Source organism: Ruegeria sp. AG7 (assembly GCF_056541545.1).
Genome location: NZ_JBQFYP010000004.1, coordinates 194,390 through 215,679 on the forward strand (window position 1 = coordinate 194,390; position 21,290 = coordinate 215,679).

Annotated in this window: 18 protein-coding genes; 12 read left to right on the forward strand and 6 right to left on the reverse strand. The window is 58.4% G+C overall.

Going from position 1 to position 21,290, the window contains the following annotated elements; translation table 11 throughout:
- Nucleotides 1–54 precede the first annotated feature (54 nt).
- Nucleotides 55–480 (forward strand): GlcG/HbpS family heme-binding protein, encoded by a 426-nt coding sequence (locus tag ACR0BF_RS07570; RefSeq protein ID WP_480481817.1) that lies wholly within the window; start codon nt 55–57, stop codon nt 478–480.
- Between the two features lie 223 nt (nt 481–703).
- Nucleotides 704–1,483 (forward strand): gamma-glutamyl-gamma-aminobutyrate hydrolase family protein, encoded by a 780-nt coding sequence (locus ACR0BF_RS07575; RefSeq protein WP_480516334.1) that lies wholly within the window; start codon nt 704–706, stop codon nt 1,481–1,483.
- A gap of 59 nt (nt 1,484–1,542) precedes the next feature.
- Here ACR0BF_RS07575 and ACR0BF_RS07580 read toward each other — a convergent pair whose 3' ends face one another.
- Together ACR0BF_RS07580 and ACR0BF_RS07585 are read right to left on the reverse strand one after the other, a co-directional pair.
- Nucleotides 1,543–3,783: a xanthine dehydrogenase family protein molybdopterin-binding subunit gene (locus ACR0BF_RS07580; RefSeq protein ID WP_480624603.1), complete on the reverse strand. Its 2,241-nt coding sequence runs from the start codon at nt 3,781–3,783 to the stop codon at nt 1,543–1,545.
- A 3-nt stretch (nt 3,784–3,786) separates the two neighbouring features.
- The gene (locus ACR0BF_RS07585) at nt 3,787–4,251 is read right to left on the reverse strand and encodes a (2Fe-2S)-binding protein (RefSeq protein ID WP_480476013.1); all 465 of its coding nucleotides are present in this window, start codon (nt 4,249–4,251) and stop codon (nt 3,787–3,789) included.
- Nucleotides 4,252–4,350: 99 nt separating this feature from the next.
- Here ACR0BF_RS07585 and ACR0BF_RS07590 point away from each other — a divergent pair, with 99 nt between their 5' ends.
- Nucleotides 4,351–4,929, forward strand: coding sequence for a TetR/AcrR family transcriptional regulator (locus tag ACR0BF_RS07590; protein WP_480624604.1), 579 nt, complete (start codon nt 4,351–4,353; stop codon nt 4,927–4,929).
- Here ACR0BF_RS07590 and kynU read toward each other — a convergent pair.
- On the reverse strand, nt 4,922–6,115 hold the full coding sequence (kynU, locus tag ACR0BF_RS07595) for a kynureninase (protein ID WP_480624605.1): 1,194 nt from the start codon (nt 6,113–6,115) through the stop codon (nt 4,922–4,924). The genes ACR0BF_RS07590 and kynU overlap by 8 nt on opposite strands.
- Nucleotides 6,116–6,287: 172 nt before the next feature.
- Between kynU and ACR0BF_RS07600 the strand changes: the two genes are divergently transcribed.
- The 6 genes from ACR0BF_RS07600 (at nt 6,288) to ACR0BF_RS07625 (ending at nt 13,011) form a co-directional block, all read left to right on the forward strand.
- Nucleotides 6,288–6,737, forward strand: coding sequence for a methyltransferase family protein (locus ACR0BF_RS07600; RefSeq protein ID WP_480516344.1), 450 nt, complete (start codon nt 6,288–6,290; stop codon nt 6,735–6,737).
- 129 nt (nt 6,738–6,866) lie between these two features.
- On the forward strand, nt 6,867–8,438 hold the full coding sequence (locus ACR0BF_RS07605) for a Re/Si-specific NAD(P)(+) transhydrogenase subunit alpha (RefSeq protein WP_480624606.1): 1,572 nt from the start codon (nt 6,867–6,869) through the stop codon (nt 8,436–8,438).
- 13 nt (nt 8,439–8,451) lie between these two features.
- Complete coding sequence (locus ACR0BF_RS07610) at nt 8,452–9,906, forward strand: NAD(P)(+) transhydrogenase (Re/Si-specific) subunit beta (protein WP_480624607.1); 1,455 nt, start codon at nt 8,452–8,454, stop codon at nt 9,904–9,906.
- Nucleotides 9,907–10,062: 156 nt separating this feature from the next.
- On the forward strand, nt 10,063–10,419 hold the full coding sequence (locus ACR0BF_RS07615) for a VOC family protein (protein WP_480516348.1): 357 nt from the start codon (nt 10,063–10,065) through the stop codon (nt 10,417–10,419).
- 109 nt (nt 10,420–10,528) lie between these two features.
- Nucleotides 10,529–11,806, forward strand: coding sequence for a DUF3422 family protein (locus tag ACR0BF_RS07620; RefSeq protein WP_480493829.1), 1,278 nt, complete (start codon nt 10,529–10,531; stop codon nt 11,804–11,806).
- A gap of 107 nt (nt 11,807–11,913) precedes the next feature.
- Complete coding sequence (locus ACR0BF_RS07625; protein WP_480554098.1) at nt 11,914–13,011, forward strand: MFS transporter; 1,098 nt, start codon at nt 11,914–11,916, stop codon at nt 13,009–13,011.
- 7 nt (nt 13,012–13,018) lie between these two features.
- On the opposite strand, the gene ACR0BF_RS07630 is transcribed toward ACR0BF_RS07625, so the two are convergent.
- From ACR0BF_RS07630 to ACR0BF_RS07640, 3 genes are all read right to left on the reverse strand, one after another.
- On the reverse strand, nt 13,019–13,999 hold the full coding sequence (locus ACR0BF_RS07630; protein WP_480476031.1) for an ABC transporter permease: 981 nt from the start codon (nt 13,997–13,999) through the stop codon (nt 13,019–13,021).
- Entirely contained in the window at nt 13,992–14,999 is a 1,008-nt protein-coding gene (locus tag ACR0BF_RS07635) for an ABC transporter permease (RefSeq protein WP_209504480.1), read from the reverse strand. The genes ACR0BF_RS07630 and ACR0BF_RS07635 overlap by 8 nt, the downstream gene beginning before the upstream one ends.
- 93 nt (nt 15,000–15,092) lie before the next feature.
- Nucleotides 15,093–16,799 (reverse strand): peptide ABC transporter substrate-binding protein, encoded by a 1,707-nt coding sequence (locus ACR0BF_RS07640; RefSeq protein ID WP_480476033.1) that lies wholly within the window; start codon nt 16,797–16,799, stop codon nt 15,093–15,095.
- 285 nt (nt 16,800–17,084) lie between these two features.
- Between ACR0BF_RS07640 and ACR0BF_RS07645 the strand changes: the two genes are divergently transcribed.
- Genes ACR0BF_RS07645 through ACR0BF_RS07655 form a run of 3 tightly spaced genes read left to right on the forward strand, consistent with a single transcriptional unit; the run spans nt 17,085 to nt 21,286 of the window.
- Nucleotides 17,085–18,905 carry an ABC transporter ATP-binding protein gene (locus ACR0BF_RS07645; protein WP_480554099.1) on the forward strand — a complete coding sequence of 607 codons (1,821 nt, stop codon included), beginning with the start codon at nt 17,085–17,087 and terminating at the stop codon, nt 18,903–18,905.
- A 4-nt stretch (nt 18,906–18,909) separates the two neighbouring features.
- Complete coding sequence (gene argE, locus ACR0BF_RS07650; protein ID WP_480604596.1) at nt 18,910–20,076, forward strand: acetylornithine deacetylase; 1,167 nt, start codon at nt 18,910–18,912, stop codon at nt 20,074–20,076.
- Between the two features lie 43 nt (nt 20,077–20,119).
- Nucleotides 20,120–21,286 carry a M20 aminoacylase family protein gene (locus ACR0BF_RS07655; RefSeq protein WP_267362903.1) on the forward strand — a complete coding sequence of 389 codons (1,167 nt, stop codon included), beginning with the start codon at nt 20,120–20,122 and terminating at the stop codon, nt 21,284–21,286.
- Nucleotides 21,287–21,290 lie beyond the last annotated feature (4 nt).

A 21,290-nucleotide genomic window follows, 5' to 3' on the forward strand; every position in this document is an offset into this window, starting at 1 on the left:
AGGGGGCGATCCGCCCCCCTTTTCTTCTTTCGACATGCAGACACAGGAATGCACATGGAAGTTTCCCTTCGCAAAGCCCGTACCATTATCCGCAAAGCACTTGAGAAAGGCCGCGAGATGGAGCTGAAGCCACTTTCAGTGGTTGTTCTGGACGCAGGCGGCCACGTCATCGCGTTCGAGCGCGAGGATGATGCCGCACCGGGCCGCTTTGCGATTGCGCATGGCAAGGCATATGGCTCTGTCATGCTGGGTATGGCGGGCACGGCACAGATGCAGCGGGCCGAGGCGCAAGCCTACTTCATGGCGGCGGTAAACGGTGTGTATGGCGGGCAGGTCGTGCCAGTTCCGGGCGGGGTCTTGCTGCGGGGGCGAAAGGGGGACGTAATTGGTGCCGTTGGGGTTACCGGCGACACGTCTGAAAACGACGCTGCCGTTGCGATGGCGGGAATTGAGGCCGCCGGGTTGGACGGAGAGATATAGATCCGACCATAGAGAGCAGCTCCGTCAAAGTAATGACTTGGCGCATGTTCCCAACTTGAAGTTTGGTGCTGGGAAAACGTGCCGAGACTGGACTAAATGTCGGGAGAAAATTTGTGCACCCCTGAACACGTCCCTGCGCTGTCACGCAGGAGGTGTATTCTTGCACGACTGTGAAGCTGCGGTTAGCTTCCTTTCCAAGGGGATGAATAACAAGGAAAGCGGAATGTCTCGACCCGTTGTTGGTATTATCGGCAACTCATACCTCATGAACGATCAATACCCGACCCATGCAGGGGGGACGATGAACTCTGACGCTGTGGCGAACGTTTCAGGATGTTTGCCGCTGCTGATCCCCGCCGATCCCCGTTATGTATCGGTTGAGGAGTTGCTGGAGGTTTGCGACGGGTTCCTTCTGACCGGCGGCCGCCCCAATGTGCATCCCGAAGAATATGGTGAACCCGCAACCGAGGCGCATGGAGAGTTTGACCGCGCGCGTGACGCAATCACCTTGCCGCTGGTTCGGGCCTGTGTGGACCGGGGTCAGCCGTTTCTGGGTATTTGCCGCGGATTTCAAGAGGTCAACGTGGCCATGGGCGGAACGCTCTATCCGGAAATTCGCGATTTGCCGGGGCGGATGAACCACCGGATGCCGCCCGATGGTACACTTGAGGAAAAATTTGCACTGCGCCATGTTGTGAAACTGACCAAAAATGGTGTGTTCCACGACTTGTTTGGTGCGCAGGAGGTCATGACCAACACGCTGCACGGGCAGGGGATCAAGTGCATCGGACAGCGTGTGGTGATCGATGGGCATGCGCCGGACGGAACGCCCGAGGCAATTTATGTCAAGGATGCGCCCGGTTTCACGCTGTCCGTGCAATGGCATCCCGAATGGGATGCGATCAACGACCCGGTTTCACGCCCCTTGTTCGAAGCCTTCGGCATGGCTGTGCGGGGATGGGCGGCGGGGATTGCCTGTCAGGCAGTTCAGAAATCAGCCTGACTTGGGCACCGGACCGTGCGGGTGCGCGACGGACCGGTGAAGGGGAAGGTAAATGGCAATCAGACCAGCAGGTTGAACTGATTGACCAGCGGCAGGCTGCGCGCACGTTTGCCGGTCAGATCAAACAGGGCGTTGCCCAGTGCGGGCATTGAGGGGGGCGTGCCGGGCTCACCAGCGCCGCCCATATGGCGATTGGTTTCCAGAACGCGCACCTCGACTTGTGGCGCAGTATGCATACGAAGGGCGTCATAGTCAGGGAAGTTGAACTGCTCGACTTCCCCGTCGGCAAAGGTGATCGCGCCGAAACATGCAGCCGACAGGCCATACATCATGCCGCCAAACATCTGCGCCTTGACGTTTTCCGGGTCCAGCGCCATCCCCATGTCGCAGGCGATCCAGGCCTTGTGAATGCGGATGGCACCGTCTTCGTCGACAACTTCGATAACCTGAGCCACCGGCGTGCCGAAGCTGTAGGTGAAGGCTACGCCACGGCCTACGCCGTCAGGTGTTTTCCCGGTCCAGTTGGACATTTCCCTGACCGCCTCCAGACATCCGGCAGATGGGGCGTGTTCGGTTCTCATCAGCTCTAGCCGGAAGTCCAGCGGGTCGCGCCCTGCGGCATGGGCCAATTCGTCCATGAAGGTCTCGTGGAAAAAGCCGTTGTGGCTGTTGCCGACCGAACGCCAGAAGCCTACCGGGACAGCCAGATCAGCGACGTGGCCGCTCATCCGGTAGTTTGGCACGGCGTAAGGCTGGTTGAAGAACCCTTCGACCAGCACTTTGTCGGGTCCGCCTCCGGGGAAGCCGGTGTAACGCTCAACCGCCTGTTGCGTGCAGGACTGTGCCGCAACCTTGCCGTCAATGAGAACGGCTTTGCCGTCCTGAACAGCGCCGCGCATCCGGGCGATGGCGCCGGGGCGGAAGTAGTCGTGACGCATGTCTTCTTCGCGGCTCCAGGTTGTCTGGACCGGTATGCCAGGCACGGCCATCGCGACCTTGGTGGCGATTTCCCCAAAATCCAGCTCACCCCGGCGGCCAAACCCACCCCCCAGATAGGTGGTGTGAATCTGAACAGCCTCAGTGTCTAGATTTGCAGTGTTTGCTGCGCGAAACCGGATCAGCGTCGGGGCCTGATTGCCGCACCACAGCTCCAGAGCATCTCCGGTATAGAGCGCGGTTGCATTCATCGGCTCCATCGTGGCGTGCGCCAGATAGGGCACTTGGTATTCGGCAGTGATCTCGGTCGCGCCATCCGGCGTCATGCTGACATCGCCATCGTCGCGCATAGTCGAGTTCGGCGCGTCGTCAAACGCCTCGGCAATCTTTGAGAAGATGCCGTCCGTATCAGGTGGATATGGCGCATCGCCCCAGTCGATCTCAACAGCCTCAACCGCCTGGTTGGCCAGCCATGTGTTGTTCGCGATCACGGCAACACCAGTGCCCAGATCAACAACCTTCTCGACCCCGGGCATTGAGATTGCCGCACTGTCGTCAAAGCTGATCATCGCGCCACCCAGTTTGGGGTTCATGCGCACGGCGGCAAATTTCATACCGGGCAGGCGAACATCGATGCCAAACTCGGCAGTGCCTGTCACTTTGCCCATCATGTCCAGTCGCGGTTGTGTCCGGCCCAGATAACGCCATTGGGACGGGTCTCGCAAAGGTACCTCGACGGGTTCCAGTCCGGACGCTTCCACTGCAAGATCGGTATAAGCGATCTTGTCACCGTTCGGGGCGATGACATGGCCTGAAGCTGTTTTCAGGTCCGAGGGCGCGACCCCCAACCGATCAGCGGCGGCGCGTTTCAGCGTTTCACGGGCCGAAGCGCCGGCTTGCCGCATCCTCTCGAACCCGTCCTTCATCGAGGTTGAGCCGCCTGTGACTTGCAGGCTTAGGGCCTTGCCAAGAACACCCAGTGCTTCACCTAAGTTGTGCTGGAAGTCCGAGATGTCGTAGCCCTTGTTTGGCAGTCCCTCGCCCATCATGGCTGAGTTGTAATAGGCGGTTGCTGCCGGACCGTGCAGGACGGTGATTTGATCCAGATCGACATCCAGTTCTTCGGCGATCAGCGCGGCCCACGTGGTTTTCACGCCCTGTCCCATCTCGGCACGGGGCGCGAACAGGGTGACGCCATTCTGATCGATCAGCACGAAGGGGTTCAGTGTCGCTTCACCTTCTTTCGGTTTCAGCGGGTTGGGGGCAGGGCGGGTGACATAATACGCGCCAAAGGCGACGCCGCCAACAATTGCGGCTGAGCCGATCAGGAACGTACGGCGGATAATTTTGCCAACAGAAGCCATCTCTTACGCCTCCTTCAACTTGGATGCTGCGTCGTGGATCGCGGCCCGGATGCGGGGGTAGGTGCCACAGCGGCACAGGTTTCCCTGCATCGCCTCATCGATCTCTGCGTCCGTGGGCGCAGGGTTTTCCGCAAGCAGGGCAGCGGCCTGCATGATCTGGCCCGACTGGCAATAGCCACATTGCGCCACCTGATGATCAGCCCAAGAATGCTGGATCGTAGCCAGCGCTTCTGGCGTGCCGACGCCTTCGATTGTGGTCACCTCGCCCCAGACATCCGACAGCGCCACCTGGCATGAGCGTACGGCCTCGCCATCGATATGAACCGTACAGGCCCCGCAAGCGGCGACGCCACAGCCGAACTTGGTGCCGGTCAGGCCAACCTCATCCCTCAGAACCCAAAGCAGGGGGACATCATCCGGCAGGTCGATCTGATGGGGAGTTCCGTTAATCTTCAGGGCCGTCGCCATGGCGCACCTTTTTGTATCTGTGGAAGGCGATGACATAATGGTTGTAAAGTGTCAGTCTGTCAATTGACAAATTAAACAAAGAATGTCAGAGATTTTCTTATGAAAGATACGAGTGACGAATCCCGGCAGAAAGCGATCCTAGCATCTGCTTTTCAGGCCTTTTCTGCATACGGGTTCCGCAAGACCTCGATGGATGACATTGCGCGCGGTGCAGGGATGTCGCGGCCAGCGGTCTATCTGTATTTCAGGAACAAGGAAGCGATCGTTCGCAAGCTGACCGAACGGCATTACGAGGAAAAGACCGTAGCGGTGGCCGAGGCGTTCAACGGCGAAGGCTCGGTTTCGGACATTGCCAGGAAGGCGATCCATGCCCAGACCGAGGGTATGGCTGCGATTTTGGCGTCGCCGCATGGGATTGAGATGCTGGACACAACCAAATCCATGGCCATCGATATTGTCGAGCGGGGCGAAGGGGAACTTGCCGCGCTTTATGCCGAATGGCTGAGGCGAGAGCAGGATGCTGGCCGCGTTCGCCTGTTTGACACGCCTGAAGAGACGGCGAAAACACTTACGGTCACGCTGAAGGGGATCAAGCTGACCGCGTCAGACGCCGAGGAATTTGAAAGGCGCACCAAACAGCTGGCTGCCCTGATCGGAGCTGGGCTGGAAATCAGGTAACGCGCTGCCGGGTTTTGTACTCTGGCGTGTCCCAAAGCTTGTTCTGCATGACATCCGCCAGAATCCCGACTGCACGCTCGACATCGCTTTCATCGATATACAGCGGCGTGAAACCAAACCGCATTGTGTCAGGTGCGCGGAAATCTCCGACGACACCACGCGCGATCAGTGCTTGCATCGCGGCGTAGCCTTCCCTGAAGCGGAATGAAACCTGACTGCCACGCTGCTCGGGAACACGCGGACTGTCCAATTGCAAGTCGGGGCAGGTCGCCTCGACCCGACGGATGAAAAGCTCGGTCAATTCAATGGATTTGGCGCGCACATCCGCCATGTCGGCCATATCCCAGATATCCATGGCCGCCGAAAGTGCGGTCATTTGGATGATCGGAGGTGTTCCAACGCGCATACGCTCAATCCCGCTTCCGGGCCGATAGTCCAGGTCAAAGGCAAAGGGCGCTTCGTGCCCCAGCCAGCCGGACAGGGCCGGGCGCACACTATCTGCCAGTCGGGGCGCAACATAAATGAAAGCGGGCGCACCGGGGCCGCCATTGAGGTATTTATAAGTGCACCCGACTGCGAAATCGGCATTGCACCCTGCAAGGTCAACGGGGATGGCACCTGCGGAATGCGCCAGATCCCAAACCGTCACGACACCGTTGGCATGGGCCAGTTCCGTCAGCGCCTTCATGTCGTGCATCCGGCCCGTGCGGTAATCCACTTCGGTCAGCATCAGGACCGCGACCTCTTCTGTGATTGCATCTGCGACGCCCTGCGGGTCGACGACGCGCAGTTCGTATGCGCCCGCAAGGGATCGCAGCAGGCCATCGACCATGTACAGGTCTGACGGAAAGTTCCCATTGTCGGAAAGCACAACCTTGCGGGTCGGGTTCAGTTCAAGGGCAGAGGACACGGCCTGATAAACCTTGATCGACAGGGTGTCGCCGGTCACGACGCTGCCCGGCTCGGCACCGATAAGGCGGCCAATTCGATCTCCAAGCCCAGTGGGAAGGCCCATCCAACCGGCCTTGTTCCAGCCGGTGATCAGCATTTGCCCCCATTCCTCGGTCAGCATGTTCTGCACACGAGACGCAGCCGTTTTAGGCAGCGGGCCCAAAGAGTTGCCATCCAGGTAAATCACGCCCTCGGGCAGGTCGAACATGGCTTTGGTTGCTGCAAAATCGGTCATGAAGGCTCACTCACTTGTGTGGTCGTCTTTTGTTGCATTTGGGGTAGCCGATCCTGACATGTCTGTCTATCGATGCGACATACTGGTCTTTTGCCAATCTGGCCGAAAAACGGTAGGACGTCGGTCAGAAGCGACATATACCCGACACTGTCGTCGCTCATGAGGGCTTGGAATGCGCTGGATAGATGTACCGCCGGTTTGGTTGATCGCTTTCGCGGCGCTGGCATGGGCGCAAGCCAGATACATGGCGCTGGGTCTGTCTCTTGAGAGTGGCCTGACCGACCTTCTCAGCGGAGTTCTAATCGGCGGCGGCCTTCTGATGGCCGTTCTAGCCATTGTCGAGTTTCGCCGCCACAAAACAACCGTCATTCCCCATGAGACACCGACCGCGATGGTGCAAACGGGCATCTACAAACGCAGTCGAAACCCGATCTACGTCGGTGACGTTCTGATTCTTGCGGGTTTGATCCTGCGGTTTGACGCCGTGTTGTCACTGGTTTTGGTTCCAGTCTTCGTCTGGGTGCTGGAGCGCCGGTTTATCCTGCCGGAAGAAGACCGCCTGCGCCGGCAGTTCCGCACGGATTTCGCACGCTACGAACGCAAGACGCGGCGTTGGATCTAATGTGGCTGATTTCGTGATGTCACGTAAAAAATGCTGCACTTGCGAAATAATGTTGCGCAGGATACATCTTTGCTTAACAAAGAATACCGACCACCCGCTCGGACAGAGTAAAAATTAGGGGGACTGCCAGTGAAGATAGGCACGCCAAAGGAAATACTGGACGGTGAGAACCGGGTTGCAATGACGCCCGACTCGGCCGTGCAATTGCAGAAACTGGGCTATGAGTGCCTGATCGAGAAAGGCGCGGGCGCGGCTGCCGGTTTTTCGGATGCCGCATACGAGGCCGTAGGCGTTGAGGTGGTCAAGACCGCAGCGTCGCTGTGGAAGACCGCGGATATCATTGCCAAGGTTCGGATCCCGACTGAGGCCGAACTGAAACGGTTGACCAAGGGCAAGACCCTGATTTCGTTCTTCAATCCTGCGGGAAACGAAGAAGGAATGGAGCTGGCCAAATCCAAGGGCGCCAACGTGATCGCCATGGAGATGGTGCCACGCATCTCGCGTGCGCAGAAGATGGACGCGCTGTCGTCGATGGCAAATATCGCGGGCTATCGCGCCGTGATCGAGGCAGGCAACAACTTTGGCCGTTTCTTCACCGGTCAGGTGACCGCCGCCGGTAAAGTTCCTCCTGCCAAGGTGCTGATCGTTGGGGCCGGTGTGGCCGGTCTGGCCGCAATCGGGACGTCCACGTCGCTGGGCGCGATCACCTACGCGTTCGACGTGCGCCCTGAAGTGGCCGAACAGGTCGAATCGATGGGGGCGGAGTTCGTCTATCTGGACTTCGAAGAAGAGCAGCAGGATGGCGCGGCCACAGGCGGTTATGCCTCGGTCCAGTCGGAAGAATTCCGCAACGCCCAGCTGGCCAAGTTCCGCGAACTTGCGCCCGAGATTGACATCGTGATCACCACCGCCCTTATCCCCAACCGTCCGGCGCCCAAGCTGTGGCTGGAGGATATGGTCAAGGCGATGAAGCCGGGTTCGGTCATCATCGACCTTGCAGCCGAGCGTGGCGGTAACGTCGAAGGCACTGTGCCGGATGAGAAAGTCGTAACCGATAATGGCGTGACCATAATCGGTTATACAGACTTCCCCAGCCGGATGGCGGCACAATCCTCGTCGCTTTATGCAACCAACATCCGTCACATGATGACTGACCTGACGCCCGAGAAGGACGGTCAGATCAATCACAACATGGAAGATGACGTGATCCGCGGCGCAACCGTGACCCATGCGGGTGAGATTACCTTCCCGCCGCCACCGCCCAAGATTCAGGCGATTGCGGCGCAGAAAAAGCCCGAGGTCAAGGAACTGACCCCGGAAGAGAAAAAGGCGCAGGAGATTGCGGCCTTCAAGGCGCAGACCAAGCAGCAGTTCACCCTTTTGGGTGTTGGTGGCGCGCTGATGCTGCTGGTGGGGCTGGTTGCCCCGGCCAGCTTCATGCAGCATTTCATCGTCTTCGTGCTGGCCATTTTCGTAGGCTTCCAGGTGATCTGGAATGTCTCGCACAGCCTGCACACGCCGCTGATGGCGATCACCAACGCGATCTCGTCGATCATTATCGTTGGGGCGTTGATGCAGATCGGATCGGGGTCGTTCCTGGTCATTCTGCTGGCGGCGCTGTCCGTCTTCATGGCCGGGATCAACATTTTCGGCGGCTTCCTCGTAACCCGGCGCATGCTCGCCATGTTCCAGAAATCTTAAGGAGGCCGGGCACATGGAATTTGGCTTCACCACTGCCGCCTACGTTGTTGCGGCTGTTCTGTTCATCCTTTCCCTTGGCGGGTTGTCGAACCAGGAAAGCGCCAAGCGCGCGGTCTGGTACGGCATCGTCGGCATGGCGCTGGCGGTCTTTGCCACACTGGTTGGCCCCGGTTCTGGCCTGTGGCTGCTGTCGATCCTGCTGATCATTGGCGGCGGTCTGATCGGTCAATACGTGGCGCAGCGCGTCCAGATGACCGAGATGCCGCAGCTGGTGGCCGCGATGCATTCACTGGTCGGTCTGGCGGCTGTGTTCGTCGGATTCAACGCGCATTTTGAAATCGGCAACGTGGCACAAGTCATGGCAATTGTGGATACGGCGAAAGAGGCGGATCTGCATGATCTGGGCACCTTTGCCAAACTTATCGCCAAGAAGACGCCGGCCGAACTGGCAATCCTGCATGTGGAACTGTTCCTTGGCATCTTCATTGGTGCGATCACCTTTACCGGCTCGGTCGTGGCCTATGGCAAGTTGGCGGGCAAAGTGACCTCGGCGGCGACAAAGCTGCCCGGTGGTCATGCGCTGAACGCGGCGGCAGCGGGCCTCTCGCTGATCTGTCTGATCTGGTACACCGCGTCTGGCGGGCTGTTGCCGCTGATCCTGATGACATTGGCGGCGCTGTTCATCGGTTATCATCTGATCATGGGCATTGGTGGCGCGGACATGCCGGTGGTTGTGTCGATGCTGAACAGCTATTCGGGCTGGGCCGCGGCGGCGATTGGTTTCTCGCTGGGCAATGACCTGCTGATCGTGGTCGGTGCGCTGGTGGGCTCAAGCGGTGCGATCCTGTCCTACATCATGTGCAAGGCGATGAACCGTCACTTTGTCAGCGTGATCCTGGGCGGCTTTGGTGGCCCGCAGGGTGAACAGATGGCTGTTGAGGGAGAGCAGGTGGCTATTGAGGCTGATGGCGTGGCTGCAGCCCTGAACGATGCCGACAGTGTAATCATCATTCCCGGCTACGGGATGGCGGTTGCACAGGCACAGCAATCGGTCAGTGAACTGGTTCGTAAGCTTCGCGCCAAAGGTAAAGAGGTGCGTTTCGCGATCCACCCGGTCGCGGGTCGTTTGCCGGGCCATATGAACGTGCTGCTGGCCGAGGCGAAGGTGCCCTATGATATCGTTCTGGAAATGGACGAGATCAATGATGACTTCCCGGACACGGATGTGGCCATCGTTATCGGCTCGAACGACATCGTGAACCCTGCGGCGCAGGAAGATCCCAACAGTCCCATTGCCGGTATGCCAGTTCTGGAATGCTGGAAGGCCAAGCAGGTCTTCGTGTCCAAACGCGGTCAGGGTACGGGGTATTCGGGTATCGAAAACCCGCTGTTCTTCAAGGAAAATACCCGCATGTTCTATGGCGACGCCAAAGCGTCGCTGGACAAGCTGCTGCCGATGATCGAGTGATTAACCGGTTTGATCCATTTGCAAAGGGCGCCTTTGGGCGCCCTTTTCTTTTTTTTGTTTTATTGGGGGCTTTGCCCCCAAACCCCTAGGATATTTATGGCCAGATGAAGCGCGCGGGTTGTGGTATATTAGATGTGCGTATGGTTGGAGCGAAACATGCAGAAAGTGAACGGTATAGGGGGCGTATTCTTTCGGGCCAGTGATCCTGAGGCGTTGAGCCGCTGGTACGAAGAACATCTGGGCGTAAACCACTATGATCCGGTACCCTGGAAGCAGCGCGAAGGGTATACGGTGTTTGCGCCTTTCGCTAAAGACACTGAGTATTTCGGAAACCCGGATCAGCAATGGATGATCAATTTTCGGGTCGATGATCTGGGCGCGATGATACAGCAGCTCGAAGCTGCCGGAATCTCTGTTGAGACCCGCCCAGACTGGGACAGCGAGATCGGAAAGTTCGCTCGGCTTCACGATCCGGAGGGAAATCCGATCGAGCTGTGGCAGCCAAATCAATGAGATAGTCGGTTTGTATACCTTTGTATTCGTGTAAGTATATGAAATAAAATAAGAATTGATGTATCCGAGTTGTGACGTATAGTGCGGACACCGCTATCGGAGCCTCGGAATGACGCCAATCGATGATCACCCGCTGCGCTATGCGCTGGCAAATGAACTTCATGCCCGCCCGTTTCCGGCCGCCGATACGCCGTGCACGGTCGCCTTTCTTGCGATCAAGAAGCCTGAAGCAGCCGTCGCTCGGGACCGCAGTCAGGATATTGCCCATCTGATCGATCTGCTTGACCGACATGGGGCGCAACATCCGCAGCCGGGGGCCACGCATTATGCCGGGCAGATAGGACGCCATTGGCTGAAATGGGAGCAGCACACTGAGTTTGTCACGTATACGGCGATTGTGCCGAACGTCAGCGGCCGTCCCTTCAACCCGGCTGATTTCGAAGTTTTTCCCCCGGATTGGCTGATGGCCAGCCCGGGCCAGAGGATCACCTCGCTGCTGATGCGGGTGGTGCCGCGCCCGGAAGATGCGGCTGTAAAGGTCGCTCTGGCTGATTGGTTCGAACCTGAAAGTCTGGCGGTGTCGCGGGTGTTGGATGCTTCGGCAATTTGCGCCAGTGATTTCCGTATCGACCCGGCTGGTCACATGCGTTTTGCTTTGTTCGTGACCGAAGGCACGGGCACGCGCCGCACAGGGCGTATCATCCAGCGGCTGTGCGAGATCGAGACATACAAGGCGATGTCGATGCTTGGCTTTGCCCGCGTCAAACAATTGGCCCCCCGGATCGAGGAACTGGATGCCCAGCTGGCGAAGCTGATGGTTGAAATGACGGATGACACCACCCCACCAGATGCGCTGTTGCCTCAATTGCTGGCCATATCGACCGAGCTCGAGACCATATCGGCCCGCAGTTCGTTCCGATTCGGTGCGACCGGCGCTTACGAGGCGCTGGTCAATCAGCGGATCGATGTCCTGCGCGAGGAAAGGTTCGAAGGCGGCCAAAGCTTTGCCGATTTCATGATGCGCCGTTATGACCCTGCGATCCGTACCGTGAAATCAACAGAACGCCGCCTGCAGGCGCTGTCTGACCGGGCCATACGTGCGGGTGAGTTGTTGCGCACAAGGGTGGACGTCGAGCGGAGTGCACAAAATCAGGCCCTGTTGGAAAGCATGGATCGTCGGGCCGATCTTGCCTTGCGCTTGCAGCACACGGTTGAGGGCCTTTCTGTGGTGGCCATCAGTTATTACGCGGTCTCACTTGTCGGCTACCTTCTGTATCCGTTGACTGCCGCCGGCATAAGCAAGGGAATGCTGACGGCGGCGGCGACGATCCCGGTTGTAGCGGGCGTATGGTTCGCCGTTCGGCGCATCCGCAAACGCCTGGGTTAAGCTGCAATTGCCAATTTGCGCCCAACCTGTAGAACGGGTGAGGCGGGCAGATAGCACGAGGTTCTCTGTTGATTGGTGTTTTCTCGGCATGGCGGGCAGTTGCGGCCATGTTCATCCTAAACGGGGCTTTGTTCGGAATCTGGGCCTCGCGCATACCAGCCGTGCGCGACAGGTTGGAGCTGTCCCATGATGCGTTGGGGTACGGGTTGTTGTTTATGGCGGCCGGGGCCGTCTGTTCGTTTCCGGTCACAGGGCGGTTGACGGATCGGTATGGCGCAGTTGCGATAACCCGGATTGTGGCCGTTCTGTACACGCTGTCGCTGGTCCTGCTTGCTGTTGCTGGCGGGTTTTGGGCACTGGCGTTATGTTTGTTTGTTTTTGGCGCCTTTCACGGATCGATGGATGTGGCGATGAATGCCTGGGCCGCCGAGGTCGAGCAGGCATATGACAAACCTGTAATGTCGTCATTCCACGCCATGTGGAGCCTTGGGGCCGGTCTTGGCGCGCTCAGCGGGTACGTGGCTGTTCAGATGGGGCTGACGGTTCTGGTGCATTTCCTATTGGCGGGTGGCGCGGTTGTTGCCTTCGCGCTGGCCTTGTCGTGGGTGCGTTGGACGTCGAATCGGTCCGAACGGTCAAAAAGCTCGGTTTTTGCTTTGCCCTCGGGCGCGCTGATACTGGTCGGATTCGCAGCCATGTGCGGTGCATTGGGGGAAGGCGCCGTCGCAGACTGGAGCGCGATTTTCCTGCGAGACATTTCGGGAGCGCCCGAAAGTGTTGCCGCATTGGGCTATGCCGTGTTTTCCGTGACGATGGTGGCGTTTCGCCTAGCAGGCGCGATTGTCATTATGCGGTTTGGTCCCGCTGCGACGGCCCGGTTCGGCGGGATCTGCGCGGCGTTGGGCGTTTTCGCTGTGGTTTCTTCGGTCGCGCCCTTGCCCGCATTGGCGGGGTTTGCGCTGATGGGCATAGGGTATGCGGTGATCATGCCGCTGGCGTTCAGCCGTGCAGCCAGCGATCCGCTTGTCCCGCCGGGGCAAGCCATCGCAAGTGTAGCTACGCTGGGATATGGTGGGTTATTGATAGGGCCGCCGCTGATCGGATTTTTGGCGGAACTGTTCGGCCTGCGTCTGGCGTTCGCCGTGCTGTTGCCATTGGCCGTTCTGATCGTGCTGTTGGCCGGCGCGCTGAGGCGCGCCGACTAAACTTGTTTCAGCGTCCGCGAATGCGGGGATCCAGCGCGTCGCGCAGACCGTCACCCAGATAGTTGACGCTCAGCACCGTCAGCGAGATTGCCAGACCGGGCCAGAATACACGCTCGGGGTATTGCTGAAGATAGTCGACACCATCAAACAACAGGCGGCCCCATGTCGGGAAGTCGGGCGGGAATCCCAAACCAAGGAAGGACAGCGCGCTTTCGGTGATGATCGCTGTGGCAATCCCCAGCGTTGCCGACACCATGATTGGCGAAAGAACGTTCGGCAGGATATGCCGCGTGATGATCTGGCTGTTGCTGGTGCCGATGGAGCGCGCGGCGAGAACGAATTCACGTTCCTTGATGGCCAGCACATCACCGCGCACGATCCGCGCAGTCGGCATCCATGAGGTGATGCCGATGGCGCAGACGATCAGGATGAATATCCCGCGCTCCAGCCCAAAAGCCGCTGACAGGGGCTCGCGGAACAGAAGCATCATGACCAGCAGCAAAGGCAGCAGGGGCAGGGCCAGAAACAGGTCGGTCAGGCGCATCAGCGGCCCATCGAGCCGTCTGAAGAATCCTGCCAGAACGCCGATGAACGAACCCAGGAACAGCGCCAGCAACATCGCGGTTATGCCAACCGAGACTGAGGTTTGACCACCCGACATCATGCGCGCAAGAATGTCGCGACCCAATTGATCGGTGCCAAAGGGATGCGCCCAACTGGGGCCCTGATTGCGCGACCGGATATCGATCTGGGTTGGATCGATGCTCCACAGATACGGGCCCAAATAAACACCGGCGACGATGATGATAAACAGGATCGCGCCGACCATTGCGCCTTTGTGGGTCTTGAACTGATCCCACACATCGCGCCATTGGCTGCGGGGAGGGGTGGCCAGTTCTTCCATCACGCCGGCCGTTGGCAAGGCTGTCGAGGCAGGTGCAAATCCTTCGTCCGGGACCAGTGTATCGGTACGATCATGATCAGTCATATCGAATCCTCGGGTCCAGAATGCCGTAAAGTACGTCAGCGATCAGGTTGAACAGCACGATCAGTACGGCAAAGATGAAGGTCAGGGTTTGCACCATCGGCAGATCATTGGCCTGAATCGCTCCGATCAGCAGCTGACCGATGCCATTCACTTTGAACACCTGCTCGGTGATGATGGCGCCACCAAAGATGGACGGAATACCCAGCGCAATCACGGTGACCACCGGGATCATCGAGTTTCGCAGAACGTGAACCATGACCACGGTGTATTCGCTGAGACCCTTGGCGCGGGCGGTGCGAACATAATCCTGATTGAGGTTATCCAGCATGGACGCGCGCATGAACCGGCTGAGCTGCGCTGTAATCTGCAAGGCCAGAACCATGACCGGCATGATCATCTGTTTGAGTTGCACAACGAAACTGTCCCAGCTGTTGACCACCAGTGTGGTGTCATAGATCGACGGGAACCAGCCCAGCTGGACCGAGAATATGACGATCACCAGAACACCCGAGAAGAAGGGTGGAACGGAAAAGCCAACCATCGACACGAAGGTACCCATCTGATCGAACCAGGAATATTGGCGGTAGGCCGAATAGATGCCGATGGGCAGCGCGATCAGGATTGCGACCACATAGGCGGTGCCGACAACCCACAGGGTCTGCGGGATCCGCTGAACGACGATGTCCATGACCGGCGAGCGGGTCTGCCATGAAATCACGCGCAGGTCGCCTTCGGAGAAGGTTGTGCCGAATACAGAGTCGACCAATACCTGTGGTTCTATCCAGAAGAACTGCACGATCCATTTCCAGAACCGGATATGCATCGGCTGGCCGAGGCCAAGCGCCTCGCGCATCTTCTCTTTGACTTCCGGGGGAACGGTGAGTGGAACCTGTGCCATCGGGTCGCCAGGGGCAAGCTCGAGCAGCAGGAAGATGACGAGGCTGATGAACAGCAGTGTGGGCACCGCCAACACCAGTCGTCTGATTGTAAAGTTGAGCATTCAAAGGCGCCTTTGTTGATGCGTCTTCTTGTTGGAGCGGACTGCAAATGACCGCGCCCCGAAGATCGGGGCGCGGCTTGGCAGGTTTAACGCTTAGGAGCCGGTTTTGCGGTACCAGTCCGCAACGTTCCAAAGCTCGCTGTCCCAAGTGTTCAGGATCACGCCACCCAACGTGTTGGAATGTGCAGAGACCCGTCCACGATCAACCAGCGGAACCACGACATAGCTGTCCTTGGTCAGCATATCGTTGAGTTTACGTGCAATTTCGCCACGCTTTTCAAGCTCACCGGTGCGGCCCAGTTCGGCCACCAGCTTGTCATACTCGGCGTCACAGTAACGGTTGATGTTCTCACCCTGCCACTGGCTTTCCGGCTTGGGTGCCTTGTCACAGGTGTGCTGCGCAAGATAGCTTTCCGGATCGGTGCCATCGAAGTTGTTGGCGTACATTTCAACGTCTGCATAGAAACGCTGGAATGTGTCCGGGCTGCCCGGGTCACCGCCGAAAAAGACCGACGCGTTGATGTTGCGCAGCTCGGTTTCAACACCGATTTGGCTCCACCATTCCTTGATCAGCGCCTGGAAGTCCTGACGAACAGCGTTGGTCGAGGTTTGATAGACTAGCGACAGTCTTACACCATCCTTGGCGCGGACGCCGTCAGCGCCTTTCACCCAGCCGGCTTCATCCAGCATCTGGTTCGCGCCGTCAATGTCCTGCGTCAGACACTCGGTGTTGTCGCTTGCGTACAATGCCGGGGCCGGTACCAGGTTGCAGGTCGGGCGACCGGCTTGACCGTAGCCAATCTCAACCAGAAGATCACGGTCGATTGCCATCGACAGGGCCTTGCGAACAGCCAGTTCCGATAAGGCTGGGTGCGGATGTTTGGCGGTTGAACGTTCGCCTTCAGGCAGGCTGGGGGACGGATCTGTCATGTTCATTTCGATCCGCTCAACCAGGGTCCCGAATGCCGCGATGGGAGTACCTTTACCACCTTCCTTCATCTGCTCGATGACTTCGGGCGCCAGCTGCAGGTTCCACGCATAGTCGAATTCGCCGGTTTCCATCACAGCACGGCCAGCCGCCGTTGCGTCACCGCCACCTTTGAAGGTCAGCGTGGCAAAAGCGGGCTTGTTTGGGTCACGATAATTCGGGTTGGCCGACATGGTGATCACGTCGTTTGGCTTGAATTCGTCCACAACAAACGGGCCGGTTCCGATCGGGCCAAAGTTCTGGTCTGTACATTCAGGCGCCTTGGAGCCCATGCAGTTCTGAAACTGGGCCATCTGGATAATTGGCGACTGACCACCCATGAACGGGCCATAGGGGTTCGGCTTTGGTTCGGCAAAGTTGACCTTGATGGTCAGATCGTCGATTGCCTCGACGCTTTCGACGCCTTCAAACTTGGCAAGCTGGGCGCAACCACCTTCCGGATGCATGCAATAATCCGCGGTGAACTTTACGTCGGCCGACGTCACGGGCGATCCATCGGACCAGACCAAACCGGATTTCAGCTTCCACGTGATCGATTTCAGATCCGACGAAACACCACCGTTTTCCACGGTCGGGATATCCTCGGCGAGATAGGCTACAAGGTTCCCGTCTTGGTCATAGCGACCGAGCGGTTCAATCACCAACGAAGCAGATTCGATGTCTTTGGTGCCCGAGGACAGGTACGGGTTCAGGATCGACGGAGCCTGCCAGTAAATGATGCTGACATTGCCGTCCGATCCACGCTCAGCAAAGGCCGCAGGGGCCATCGCCGTGCTTGCAATCGCACCAAGCAAAAGGGTTTTGATTTTCATAAGTTACTCCCAAGTTGGACACGTTCGTGTCTCGATTATCTCCGCAAGGCCTGCGGGTTTGGCGTTGCCGCCCCAAGGTAAGGTTTTGATCAACAAAGATAATAGCGCTAACGATTTCAGTCTGCGCCGCCTCCCCAGGTCGGTTACATGGCGTATCGAAACAGAACCTGAGAAAATTGCAAGTAGTGCCGTCGCGAAAATGTGTAATGGGTTTGACTTTTCCCGGCGGCCCGCCTTAGCGTTCGGAATTCAAAAAAAGAATACCGTCGTCAAGGGAGCGCGCGCGTGCTGGATCAGCCTATTGCACAGATTAAAAAACTGCGGGTGGAGTTTCAGACGAAGGATGGCCCCGTTGTCGGTGTTGAGGATGTCTCGTTCGAGATCAAACCGGGTGAAACCGTTTGTATCGTTGGCGAATCGGGCTCGGGGAAATCGGTGTCGTCGCTGTCGCTGATGCGGCTGGTCGAGTTTGGAGGCGGCGAAATCGCGGGTGGTGAACTTCTGTTCGATCGCCGCGATGGGGGCGAAATGGACCTGTCCAAAGCCGATCCGGATCTGATGAAACAGATTCGCGGCAACGAGATCGGGATGATTTTTCAGGAGCCGATGACGGCGCTGAACCCAGTTTTTACCGTTGGTCGCCAGTTGACCGAAGGTCTGCGCATCCACAAGCAGATGTCGAAGTCACAGGCCGAGGACCGTGCGCTTGAGTTGTTGCGCCAGGTTCGTATCCCCGAGCCTGAGCGTCGTTTGAAACAGTACCCGCATGAGCTGTCGGGCGGGATGCGCCAACGTGTCGTCATCGCAATGGCGATGGCCTGCGAACCCCGCTTGCTGATCGCGGATGAACCCACCACGGCGCTTGACGTGACTATTCAGGCCGAGATCCTGGCCCTGATGGATCGCCTCAAGCGCGAAACCGGTACTGCGGTAATGTTCATCACCCATGACATGGCGGTTGTGGCGCAGATGGCTGACCGTGTTGTCGTCATGTATCGCGGCAACAAGGTCGAAGAGGGGACCGTCAGGGAAATCTTTGAAAACCCGCAGCATGATTACACCAAGGCCCTTTTGGCCGCAGTGCCGAAGCTGGGTGAAATGCAGGGTAAGTCGGCGCCCGAACCGATGAAGTTGCTGGGTGTCGAGGGGCAGAAAATTGCACCCATCCCCGGAACCGAAGAAGTTTTGTTGACGGTAAAGAACCTGACCACGCGGTTTCCGGTCAAAGGTGGTCTTCTGCGGCGCACGATCTCGAACGTTCATGCGGTCGAGGATGTGTCATTCACACTGAACAAAGGTCAGACGCTCAGCCTTGTGGGCGAATCCGGGTGCGGCAAGTCCTCGGCCGGCCGTTCGATCCTGCGGCTGGTCGAGCCGATGGCGGGCGAGGTCAATCTGGACGGTGTCGATATCATGAAGCTGGACCCGTCCGGCCTGCGCAAGGCGCGGCTGGATATGCAGATGATCTTTCAGGACCCGTTCGCCTCGCTGAACCCACAGATGCAATTGGTCGATCAAGTTGCCGAGCCGATGCGCAACTATGGCGTGGCGTCGGGATCCGAGTTGCAGGACCGCGTCGCACAATTGTTCGACAAAGTGCAGCTGCCGCGCAGCTTCATGCGTCGTTTCCCGCATGAAATGTCCGGTGGGCAGCGTCAGCGGATCGCGATTGCCCGCGCACTGGCCCTGAACCCCAAGCTGATCATCGCGGATGAGGCGGTCTCGGCCCTCGACGTGTCGGTTCAGGCACAGGTTCTGAACTTGATGATGGAGTTGCAGTCCGATTTGGGGCTGTCTTATCTGTTCATCAGCCATGACATGGCCGTGGTTGAACGTGTCAGCCACTATGTCGGCGTTATGTATCTAGGCCGCATTGTGGAACTGGGCCCGCGTGCGCGTGTGTTTGAAAACCCACAACACCCCTATACGCAGGCGTTGATGAAGGCAGTTCCAATTGCTGACCCGAACAAGCGAAAGACGGAAAAAGACCTGAACTTCAAACCGATCCCGTCACCGATCCACCCTGTCGATTTCAAACCGGAACCCTCTCAATATCACGAGGTTGAACCGGGTCACTTTATCCTGACCACAGACAGTGGGTACTGACCCGATGGGCAAGCGCCTGACGCCGCTTGAGATCATGACCAAGCTGATCTCATTTCCAACCGTGAGTCGTGACACCAACCTGCCGTTGGTCGACTGGGTGGACGAATACCTGCAAAGCCATGGGATCACGTCGCACCGCTGGCCTGATCCGAATCAGCCACATAAGGCGGCGATCTTTGCGCATGTCGGCCCTTTGGAAGAAGGCTCAGTTATGCTGTCCGGGCACACGGATGTAGTACCGGTTGACGGGCAACCCTGGGACACCGACCCCTTCACCGTGACCCAGAAGGACGGCAAATATTTCGGGCGCGGCACCTGCGACATGAAGGGATTTGATGCGCTTGCCATCTGGACGCTGGTCGAGGCGCATTACGCGAATGTGAGGCGACCGCTCCAACTTGCACTGAGTTTTGATGAGGAAGTCGGGTGTACCGGAGCGCCGCCGATGATCGAGGCAATGCAGGACATTTTGCCCAAAGGCTCGGCGGTGATCGTGGGTGAGCCGTCGATGATGCAGGCGGTAACGGGTCACAAGGGCGGTTTCGGCTTTGACACCCATATCGCCGGGTTCGAAGTTCACAGCTCGATCATGCACACAGGCGTCAACGCCATCATGGCAGCGGCCCCATTGATCGACTGGGCCAACCAGCAGAACGCGCGGAACATGGCGGCGCAACCCAGCGCGGTTGCTGCCGTATTCGATCCACCCTGGACAACCTGCCATGTCGGTATGATTGAAGGCGGAACGGCCCATAACATTACTGCCAAAGACTGCCGGTTCATGATGGATTTTCGGACCGTGCCCGACGAAACGCAGGCCCAATGGCGAGATGCCTATTTCGAACAGGTTCGGCACATTGAGGCTCAGATGCAGGCCGTTCACCCGGATACCCGCATCGAACTGACTGAAAACTTCGCGATTCCGGGGTTGATCCCGGAAGAGGATGGTGAAGCCGAAGCACTGGTACGCGCCCTGACCGGAGACAACGCAAGCCATGTGGTCAGTTACGGGACCGAGGCAGGCCAGTTTCAGGAGGCCGGGTATTCTGCCGTGATATGTGGACCCGGAGACATAGCGCAGGCACATCAGCCGAATGAGTTCGTTACGATTGAACAATTCGAAGCCGGTCATAAATTCATGCAGCGATTGGTTGAGAAACTATGCGCCTAGCCCGGCGTAATACGATGCCAGCGGTTGAAAGGGAGGTCTTGAGATGCCCGTAAAAAACAGACTTGCGGAAATGCATGGCGAGATCACCGAATGGCGCCGCCACCTGCACGCCCATCCGGAGCTGATGTATGACGTCCATGAAACTGCGGCCTTTGTTGCCGCCCGTCTGAAAGAGTTCGGAGTGGACGAGATCACTCCGGGCGTTGGCAAAACGGGCGTTGTCGGGGTGATCAAAGGGCGCACGGATACGCAGGGGCGCGTCATCGGCCTGCGGGCGGACATGGATGCGCTTCCGATTGAAGAGGCGACAGGGCTGGACTATGCCTCGACCGTGTCGGGCAAGATGCACGCCTGCGGACATGACGGGCACACTTCGATGCTGCTTGGGGCCGCGCAGTACCTTTCCGAGACGCGCAATTTCGATGGCACTGTGGTTCTGATCTTCCAGCCCGCCGAGGAAGGCGGGGCCGGCGGTCTGGCCATGTGTCAGGACGGGCTGATGGACCGCTGGGGCATTCATGAGGTCTATGGCATGCACAATATGCCCGGTCTTCCAGTGGGCGAATTTGCAATTCGCCCCGGCGCGTTGCTGGCCTCGTCCGATGAGTTTGAAATCACGGTCACTGGCAAGGGCGGACACGCCGCCGCGCCGCATGAGGCGGTGGATACAACGCTGGTGGCCTCGCATATCGTTGTTGCCTTGCAATCGGTGGTGTCCCGGACCGTTGACCCGATCAAGCGAGTTGTCCTCACCGTTGGGACGTTTGTGACGGATAGCGTTGCGTCGAACGTGATCGCTCATACGGTGCGTTTGCAGGGAACCGTGCGGACACTTGACCCCGAGTATCGTACAATCGCCGAAGAACGCGTGCGCCGGATTGCCGAGGATACAGCCTCGGCCTTTGGCGCGAAGGCGGAGGTTATCTGGACACCCGGATATCCGGTGACAGTGAATTCCGAGGCCGAAACGGGCTATGCGGCCGAGGCGGCAGCTGCGGTTGCGGGCAAGGTCAACGACAGCACGGACCCGATCATGCCGTCCGAAGATTTTGCCTATATGCTTGAAGAACGCCCCGGCGCGTACATCTTTATCGGGAACGGGGATACGGCCATGTGCCACCACCCGCAATACAACTTTGACGACGACGCGATCCCCGCCGGTTGCAGCTGGTTTGCCGAGCTTGTGGAACGACGATTGCCTGTCGCATGAAACA